This is a genomic window from Rhodoblastus sphagnicola (assembly GCF_002937075.1).
GTDB lineage: Bacteria > Pseudomonadota > Alphaproteobacteria > Rhizobiales > Beijerinckiaceae > Rhodoblastus > Rhodoblastus sphagnicola.
Genome location: NZ_NHSJ01000057.1, coordinates 157981 through 165850 on the forward strand (window position 1 = coordinate 157981; position 7870 = coordinate 165850).

The window sequence follows — 7870 nt, forward strand, 5'->3', positions numbered from 1 at the left end:
GGCTTTTCAATAAGGGCGGTCGAAGCGAGAGGTAGGGAGTATGACAATCTGGCTGGTTATAGCGTGTGGCCTGATGTCGGTCGTCTATGGCGGCGTCACCATCAAGCAGTTGATGGCGGCTGACGCCGGTTCGGCGCGCATGCAAGAGATTTCCGGCGCGGTCGCTGAAGGCGCGCAGGCCTATCTCAAGCGCCAATACATCACGATCGGCATCGTCGGCGTCGTCATCGCCATCGCTCTTTTCTTCCTGCTCGGCCCGAAAACGACCGTGGGCTTCCTGATCGGCGCGTTCCTTTCCGGCGCGGCCGGCTTCATCGGCATGAACGTGTCGGTTCGCGCCAATGTGCGCACGGCGCAGGCCGCGACCGTATCGCTGGCGGGCGGCCTCGACATCGCCTTCAAGGCGGGCGCGATCACCGGCATGCTGGTGGCGGGACTCGCCCTGCTCGGCGTCGCCGTCTATTTCTACATTCTCACCGGCCCGCTGGGTCTGGCCTATGGCGACCGTGAAACCATCGACTCGCTGGTGGCGCTCGGCTTCGGCGCCTCGCTGATCTCGATCTTCGCGCGTCTCGGCGGCGGCATCTTCACCAAGGGCGCCGACGTCGGCGCCGACCTTGTCGGCAAGGTGGAAGCCGGCATTCCCGAGGACGATCCACGCAACCCCGCCACCATCGCCGACAACGTCGGCGACAATGTCGGCGACTGCGCGGGCATGGCGGCCGATCTGTTCGAAACCTATGCGGTGACGGTGGTCGCCACCATGGTGCTCGGCGCGATCTTCTTCGCCGGCACGGACACGCTCAAAGCCTCGATGCTCTATCCGCTGGCGATCTGCGGAACCTGCATCATCACCTCGATCGTCGGCACCTATTTCGTCAAGCTCGGCTCCAACAATTCGATCATGGGCGCGCTTTACAAGGGCCTGATCGCCACGGGCGTTCTGTCCGTCATCGGTCTGGCCGGCGCGACCGCCTTCGTCACCGGCTTCGGTTCGATCGGCGTGGTGGCGGGCCAGGAGATCTATGGCTCGGCCCTGTTCTATTGTGGTCTGGTCGGCCTCGCGGTGACCGGCGCCATCGTCTACATCACCGAGTACTACACCGGCACGGGCAAGCGCCCGGTGGTGTCCATCGCCCAGGCGTCGGTCACCGGCCACGGCACCAACGTGATCCAGGGCCTCGCGGTCTCGCTGGAATCGACGGCGCTGCCGGCCCTGGTGATTGTGTTCGGCATCATCTCCACCTACCAGCTCGCCGGCCTCTACGGCACGGCGATCGCGGTCACCACCATGCTCGGCCTCGCCGGCATGATCGTGGCGCTCGACGCCTTCGGCCCTGTCACCGACAATGCCGGCGGCATCGCGGAAATGGCGGGTTTGCCCAAGGAAGTGCGCCAAAGCACCGACGCGCTCGACGCGGTCGGCAACACCACCAAGGCCGTGACCAAGGGCTACGCCATCGGTTCGGCGGGCCTGGGCGCGCTCGTCCTGTTCGCCGCCTACACCAACGACCTCAATTCCTTCGCCGACCAGGGCCTGCCCTATTTCAAGGGCCTGGGCCATGTCTCCTTCGATCTGTCCAACCCCTATGTGGTGGCGGGCCTGATCTTCGGCGGCTTGATTCCCTACCTGTTCGGCGGCATCGCCATGACGGCGGTGGGTCGCGCGGCCGGTTCGGTGGTCGAGGAAGTGCGCCGGCAGTTCAAGGAAAAGCCCGGCATCATGGACGGCACGGAGCGTCCCGATTACGGTCGCGCCGTGGACATGCTGACCAAGGCGGCGATCAAGGAAATGATCATTCCGTCGCTGCTGCCGGTGCTGTCGCCGCTGGTGGTCTACTTCGGCGTGCTGGCGATCTCCGGCTCCAAGGCGTCCGCCTTCGCCGCGCTTGGCGCCTCGCTGCTCGGCGTGATCGTCAACGGCCTGTTCGTCGCGATCTCCATGACCTCTGGCGGCGGCGCCTGGGACAACGCCAAGAAGAGCTTTGAAGACGGTTTCGTCGACAAGGACGGCGTGCGCCACCTGAAGGGTTCGGAAGCCCACAAGGCCTCCGTCACCGGCGACACCGTCGGCGACCCTTACAAGGACACCGCCGGCCCGGCGGTGAACCCCGCGATCAAGATCACCAACATCGTCGCGCTGCTGCTGCTCGCCATTCTGGCGCACGGGGCGTAAGCGAGCGGAGATTACAAAAGGAAAGGCCGGACTGCATGTCCGGCCTTTTTTTCGTGGCGAGCAAGGCGCGCCTTCGAAGCTGCGCGCAGTTAAATGTCCGGATTTGTCAAGCCGAGGCGCCTCAGCGGCGAATCCTTCGCCCCAAAGCCCGTCGTGAGACGGGCGTCTTGCGACGCCCTTTGGCGCGAGACGGATGGGGGGGACGCCCGATGACGCGAAACAATGTTCCTTTGCTTCGGCGTGGTCACGCGCTGGCGATGCGCCTTGTCCCGACCGAATTTGCGGGCGCAGGATTTTCCTCTCCTGCGGTCCTGGGACACGAAATTTTGTGGGATCGGGAGGCGGTCGAGAACACGATTCTGGCGCGCTGCGGGATGCCGTGGTGAGCGTCCGCCGCAGGAGAGGCCCCTCGTCCGTCTCGCGCTACGCGCGAGCCACCTTCTCCCGGAAGGGGAGAAGGACGCCACGGAAACATTGAGTTTCGATGATCGAGCCGAAGCGTTGGCCGCGGATGAGGGGTTTGCCCCTCAGAACATCTTGTACTTCAGCCCGGAAATCTGCTTGAGCATGCCCTGCAACAAGCGGTTCTCGCCGCCGGTCGAAACGGTCTGGCGCGAGGTCATGTCGATGACGCGGCCGTCTTCCAGCCCGTAATTGGCGATGCGGGTCAGGCGCTTGCTCTTGTCGAAATAGACGGCGAAGACGCGCTGATCGGTCACCTGCTGCGGCATCGACGGCAGCGGCTGCTCGACCTTCTGGCTGATATAGTACCAAGCCTCGCCACCGACCGTCGAGGTCGTCGTCGGGGTGCCCAGCACGCCCAGAACCTGTTCCGCCGGCGCGCCGATCTTGACCTGCGACAGGGCCTGCTCGTCGAACACATAGCCGCGATGAATCGTGCCCTGGTCCAGGGTCGAACAGCCGGACAGGCCGCCAAGCGCCAACAGGGCCGAAACCGTCAGCAGCCGCGCCGCGCGGCCCATATTCCGACCGGACGCTCCATTGGCGATCGAACTCATTGCCTCATTCTCCGGAAAAACACCGATTAGCTCTTGCGCTCAAGCGAGCACACGCCTAACCCCCACACGGGGCAAAAGCAAGGCGTAGCCACCCGCCTTTTTGAGGAAAGAGCCGGATGATCCTCGGACTGTTTCGCAAGAAACCCTTCAGGGACGAGGCGGCGGCGCTGGCCGGCGCCGTCACGGCGCAATCGCGCCTGCCTGCGTTTTTCCTGGCCCCCTATGGCGCGCCGGACACATTTGAGGGCCGGTTCGAGGTCATGGTGCTCAACGGCGGTCTGGCGCTGCGCCGGTTGGCCGCAGCCGAGGCCCCCGGTCCGGAGCTGGCGCAGGCGCTGTCCGACGCGCTGTTTTCGCTGTTCGACGACGCCTTGCGCGAAAAAGGCATATCCGACACCGGCGTGCCCAAGAGGATGAAAAAGCTCGCGGGCGCCTTTTCGGGGCGTGGAATCGCCTATACAAGCGCGGCGCAAGAGAGCGAGGCGGCGCTGGCCGCGGCGCTGGCGCGCAACGTCCTGGCCGGGCAGGGCGACGCAACCGCCTTCGCCGAATATTTTCGCCGCGCCGAGGCCCAACTCGCCGGCGCCCCCCTCGAAACCTTCCTGCGCGGCGAGGCGCCGTTTCCCGCGCCGTGAGTTGAGCCAGCCAGCCAATAATTGGAGCCGCCATGGACGCCTACGCGCCGCCCTTTTCCCGCACGGTCGCCGTCGACAGCGTCGGCGACGGCGGGCTGAACGTAAAATTCGCCGCTACGCCTGAGGAATGCGCCGAACTCGCCCGCCTCGACGATCTCGTGGCCCTGCGCGACTTCTCGGTCGAGGCGCAACTGACCCGGCGCGGCCGCGACGGCCTGGTCGCCAGGGGGCGGGTCAAGGCCATCGTCACCCAGACCTGCGTGGTCACGCTGGAGGCGTTCGATTCGACGATCGACGAGCCGATCGAGGTCACATTCGCCCCGGAGGCCGAGGCGCAAGCCGCCTACGAGCGCGCCATGGCGGAACTGGAAGCCGCGCAGGACAAGGCGCGGCTGCTGGCAGAACAGCCCGATCCGCCAGACCCGATCGTGGACGGCAAGATCGACCTTGGGGCGCTCGCCTGTGAATTTCTCGCTCTTGGCCTCGATCCGCATCCCCGCAAGCCGGGCGTCGCGTTCGAGGGTTCGGGCGAGGACGAGGACGAAATCCCTTCGCCCTTCGCCGCGCTGGGGAAATTGAAGAAGGACTGAGGGCCGCCCGCCGCGTCGGGGACTTTTGCGCCTGCGGCGTTGGAGACTTGGCGCCTGCGGCGTTGGGGACTTTGGGCCTGCGGCGTTGGGGACTTGGCGCCCGCCGCTTTGGGGCTTGCCAACAGCGCGGCAAAAGCTATTGTCGCGCGCTTCCAGCGGCCTTGCGCCGCTGTTTTGGAATGCGCGGCGGAACAACCCGTCGCGGGCGAAAAGGATTGGGACTTCACGAAGATGGTTGAGCCTGTGCGGATCGCGCTCGACGCCATGGGCGGCGATTTCGGACCTTCGGTCGTGATACCGGGGGCGGCGCAGTTTCTCGAACGCAAGCCGGACACCGCCTTCATCATCTACGGCGACGGCGAGAAGATCGCGGAATGCATGAGCGCCTTCCCGAAACTGCGGGCGGCGAGCAAGGTGATTCACGCCAAGGTTTCGGTGGGCATGGCCGACAAGCCCAGCCAGGCCCTTCGCGCGGGACGCCGCGTCTCGTCGATGTGGATGGCGATCGACGCGGTCAAGACCGGCGCGGCCCATTGCGCGGTTTCGGCCGGCAATACCGGCGCGCTGATGGCGATGTCGAAAGTGTGCCTGCACACCATGGCGCAGATCCAGCGGCCCGCGCTGGCGGCGATCTGGCCGACCCTGCGCGGCCGCTCCATCGTGCTCGACGTCGGCGCCACCATTGGCGCGGACGCGCAGCATTACGTCGATCTGTCCATGATGGGCGCGGCGATGGCGCGCGCCCTGTTCGATCTGGAGCGGCCCACCGTCGGCCTGCTCAATGTCGGCGTCGAGGAGGTCAAGGGCATCGAGGAGGTCAAGACCGCCTCGCGCCTGCTGCAGCAGATCGATTCGCCGCTGTTCAGCTATCACGGTTTTGTCGAGGGCGACGACATCGGCCGGGGAACCTCCGATGTGGTGGTCACCGAGGGCTTTACCGGCAATATCGCGCTGAAGACGGCGGAAGGCACGGCCCGGCAGATCACCGCCTATCTGCGCCAGAGCCTGACCCGCAGTTGGATCAACAAGATCGGCTTCTTCATCGCGCGGGGCGCCTTTCGCGAACTGAAAATGCGGCTGACGCCGCGCGAGACCAGCGGCGCCGTGCTGCTCGGTCTCGACGGCGTGGTGATCAAGGGGCATGGCGGCATCGACGCCAATGGCTTTTCCGGCGCGATCGAGATCGCGCATGGCATGGTGCGGCGCGGTCTGCTGGAGAAAATCCGGGACATGATGGCGCTGGCCGAGGAACAGGTGAACGCCAAAGCGGCGCGGCAAGGGGCGCTGCAAGGGGCGCTCGATGCGTCCGCGCGCGCCGCGCCGGCGCTGGCCGAACGACCGCTAGAAACAGGACAATAACGTGAGCGGAGAGACAAAGCGCCTGCGCGCGGTGGTGAAGGGCGTGGGTTCGGCTTTGCCGAAACGCTGCGTCACCAACAAGGAACTGGAAAAGACGGTCGACACCAACGACGCGTGGATCGTCCAGCGCACCGGCATCATGCAGCGCTATATCGCGGGCGAGGGCGAAACCACCTCCACGCTCGGCATCGCCGCCGCGCGCGCCGCGCTCGACAACGCCGGCCTGGCGCCTGACGACATCGACCTCATCGTCTGCGCCACCTCCACGCCGGACTACACTTTTCCTTCAACCGCCACCATGATCCAGGCGGGGCTGGGAATTACGCGCGGCGTCGCCTTTGACCTGCAAGCGGTCTGCGCCGGCTTTGTCTTCGCCATGTCCACGGCGGAAAAGTTTTTGATCTCCGGTTCGCACAAGCGGGCCTTGGTGATCGGCGCGGAAACTTTTTCGCGCATCCTCGACTGGGAGGACCGCACCACCTGCGTGCTGTTCGGCGACGGCGCCGGCGCGCTGGTGCTGGAAGCGCAAGAGGAAGAGGGCGAGCGCCCGTCCGGCGTGCTGGCGACGTGCCTGCGCTCCGACGGCCGCCATCGCGCCAAGCTTTACGTGGACGGCGGCCCCTCCACGACCCGGACGGTCGGCTATCTGCGCATGGAGGGCAAGGAAGTGTTCCGCTTCGCGGTGGGCCAGGTCACGGATGTGATGGCCGACACTTTCGCCAGCGCCAATATCACGGCCGCCGATCTCGACTGGTTCGTGCCGCATCAGGCCAACCGGCGAATCATCGACGCCTCCGCACAAAAGTTCGGCATTCCCCCGGAAAAGGTGGTGACCACGGTGCAGGATCACGGCAACACGTCGGCGGCGTCGATTCCGCTGGCGCTTTCGGTGGCCTGCGAGGACGGGCGCATCAAGCCGGGCGATCTGGTGATGATTGAGGCGATCGGCGGCGGGTTTACTTGGGGCGCGGCGGTGATTCGCTGGTAAAAACGGGGTTTGACCACGCAAGAGCGTTGATAAACCGGGATATTACGGTTTTTGCGGAGGCGAAGTCGCCTTGACATCGCGTGCGACCGGCCTAGACTTGCACGCGGTCGCAACCGGTTATTTTTTTGTTTCTACGTTGGGTTGCGGCTTTCTTGTCTGCTCGGTTCGCTCACCGATGGCGAGCATGAACCGGGTCTTTGCTGGTCATTCCTTTAAGAGGTGAGGCGATGTCCTCAAATAGTGTTTCAGTCGACTCGTCCCCGAACGCTTCGTCCAATCAAGTTCGGTCCGCGCTGCGGCCCGAGGAAAAGCGCACCGTGACGCGTTCGGATCTCGCGGAGGCGCTGTTTCGGCGAATCGGCCTGTCGCGCATGGAATCGGCTCAACTCGTTGAAATGGTGATCTCCGAAATCAGCGACGCGATCGCTCGGGGCGAGAACGTCAAGCTGTCGAGTTTCGGCACCTTTCTGCAACGCGACAAGCGCGAGCGCGTCGGCCGCAATCCCAAGACGGGCGTCGAGGCGCGCATCACGCCCCGCCGCGTGCTGGTGTTTCGGGCCTCGCACATCATGCGCGCGCGGATGAACGGCGCCGAGGACTGATCCCCGGCGCTCTTGCCACCGTATCTGGAGCGCGGCCCATTGCGGTCGCGTCTTTTTTTTTCGATGAGTGAATTTCTCTGGACAGCTTGTTGAATCGGTTGAAAATCCGCCCTTGACCCTGGTCCTGTTCGCCTCAGAAGACCGGACTTGACTTTCGGGAACATGCCCGGGGCGGAGACGCAGATGGAAAAGACGACAGAGGCCTTCCGCACCATTGGCGAAGTGGCCGACGAACTGGATCTTCCCCAGCATGTGCTGCGGTTCTGGGAAACGAAGTTCATCCAGATTCGCCCGGTGAAGCGCGCCGGAGGGCGACGCTATTACCGGCAGGATGACGTTGCGCTGGTGGCGGCGATTCGCGTGCTGCTCTACAGCGAAGGCTATACGATCAAGGGCGTGCAGCGCATCCTGAAGGAGCAGGGCGCGCGGGCGGTGATCGCGGCCTCCAACGCGCCGCGCGCCGCCGCGCCGCCGGGCGCGCCGATTCGGATCGAGCCGGAG

8 protein-coding genes are annotated in these 7870 nt (G+C 65.2%); 7 read left to right on the top strand and 1 reads right to left on the bottom strand.

Annotated features, from left to right (window positions below; all coding sequences use genetic code 11):
- Nucleotides 1–40: 40 nt before the first annotated feature.
- Nucleotides 41–2176 (top strand): sodium-translocating pyrophosphatase, encoded by a 2136-nt coding sequence (locus CCR94_RS09460; RefSeq protein ID WP_104507618.1) that lies wholly within the window; start codon nt 41–43, stop codon nt 2174–2176.
- 527 nt (nt 2177–2703) lie between these two features.
- Here CCR94_RS09460 and CCR94_RS09465 read toward each other — a convergent pair.
- Nucleotides 2704–3195, bottom strand: coding sequence for an outer membrane protein assembly factor BamE (locus CCR94_RS09465; protein WP_244594008.1), 492 nt, complete (start codon nt 3193–3195; stop codon nt 2704–2706).
- A 116-nt stretch (nt 3196–3311) separates the two neighbouring features.
- Between CCR94_RS09465 and CCR94_RS09470 the strand changes: the two genes are divergently transcribed.
- The 6 genes from CCR94_RS09470 to CCR94_RS09495 form a co-directional block, all read left to right on the top strand.
- Nucleotides 3312–3830, top strand: a complete 519-nt coding sequence (locus CCR94_RS09470; protein WP_104507619.1) for a ubiquinol-cytochrome C chaperone family protein — start codon at nt 3312–3314, stop codon at nt 3828–3830.
- 32 nt (nt 3831–3862) lie between these two features.
- On the top strand, nt 3863–4420 hold the full coding sequence (locus CCR94_RS09475; RefSeq protein WP_104507620.1) for a YceD family protein: 558 nt from the start codon (nt 3863–3865) through the stop codon (nt 4418–4420).
- A gap of 231 nt (nt 4421–4651) precedes the next feature.
- The gene (plsX, locus tag CCR94_RS09480; RefSeq protein ID WP_104507638.1) at nt 4652–5779 is read left to right on the top strand and encodes a phosphate acyltransferase PlsX; all 1128 of its coding nucleotides are present in this window, start codon (nt 4652–4654) and stop codon (nt 5777–5779) included.
- 1 nt (nt 5780) lies between these two features.
- The gene (locus CCR94_RS09485; protein WP_104507621.1) at nt 5781–6767 is read left to right on the top strand and encodes a beta-ketoacyl-ACP synthase III; all 987 of its coding nucleotides are present in this window, start codon (nt 5781–5783) and stop codon (nt 6765–6767) included.
- Between the two features lie 227 nt (nt 6768–6994).
- Nucleotides 6995–7369, top strand: coding sequence for an integration host factor subunit alpha (locus CCR94_RS09490; RefSeq protein WP_104507622.1), 375 nt, complete (start codon nt 6995–6997; stop codon nt 7367–7369).
- A 183-nt stretch (nt 7370–7552) separates the two neighbouring features.
- Nucleotides 7553–7870 (top strand): MerR family transcriptional regulator (locus CCR94_RS09495; RefSeq protein ID WP_146089932.1); only part of this gene is annotated, 318 nt, incomplete at its 3' end.

Excerpts from the sequence above, each read along its gene's own strand:
- CCR94_RS09475 (WP_104507620.1), top strand. The coding sequence starts at position 3,863 with ATGGACGCCTACGCGCCGCCCTTTTCCCGCACGGTCGCCGTCGACAGC.
- CCR94_RS09490 (WP_104507622.1), top strand. The coding sequence starts at position 6,995 with ATGTCCTCAAATAGTGTTTCAGTCGACTCGTCCCCGAACGCTTCGTCC.
- CCR94_RS09470 (WP_104507619.1), top strand. The coding sequence starts at position 3,312 with ATGATCCTCGGACTGTTTCGCAAGAAACCCTTCAGGGACGAGGCGGCG.
- CCR94_RS09465 (WP_244594008.1), bottom strand. The coding sequence starts at position 3,195 with ATGAGTTCGATCGCCAATGGAGCGTCCGGTCGGAATATGGGCCGCGCG.
- CCR94_RS09460 (WP_104507618.1), top strand. The coding sequence starts at position 41 with ATGACAATCTGGCTGGTTATAGCGTGTGGCCTGATGTCGGTCGTCTAT.
- plsX (WP_104507638.1), top strand. The coding sequence starts at position 4,652 with ATGGTTGAGCCTGTGCGGATCGCGCTCGACGCCATGGGCGGCGATTTC.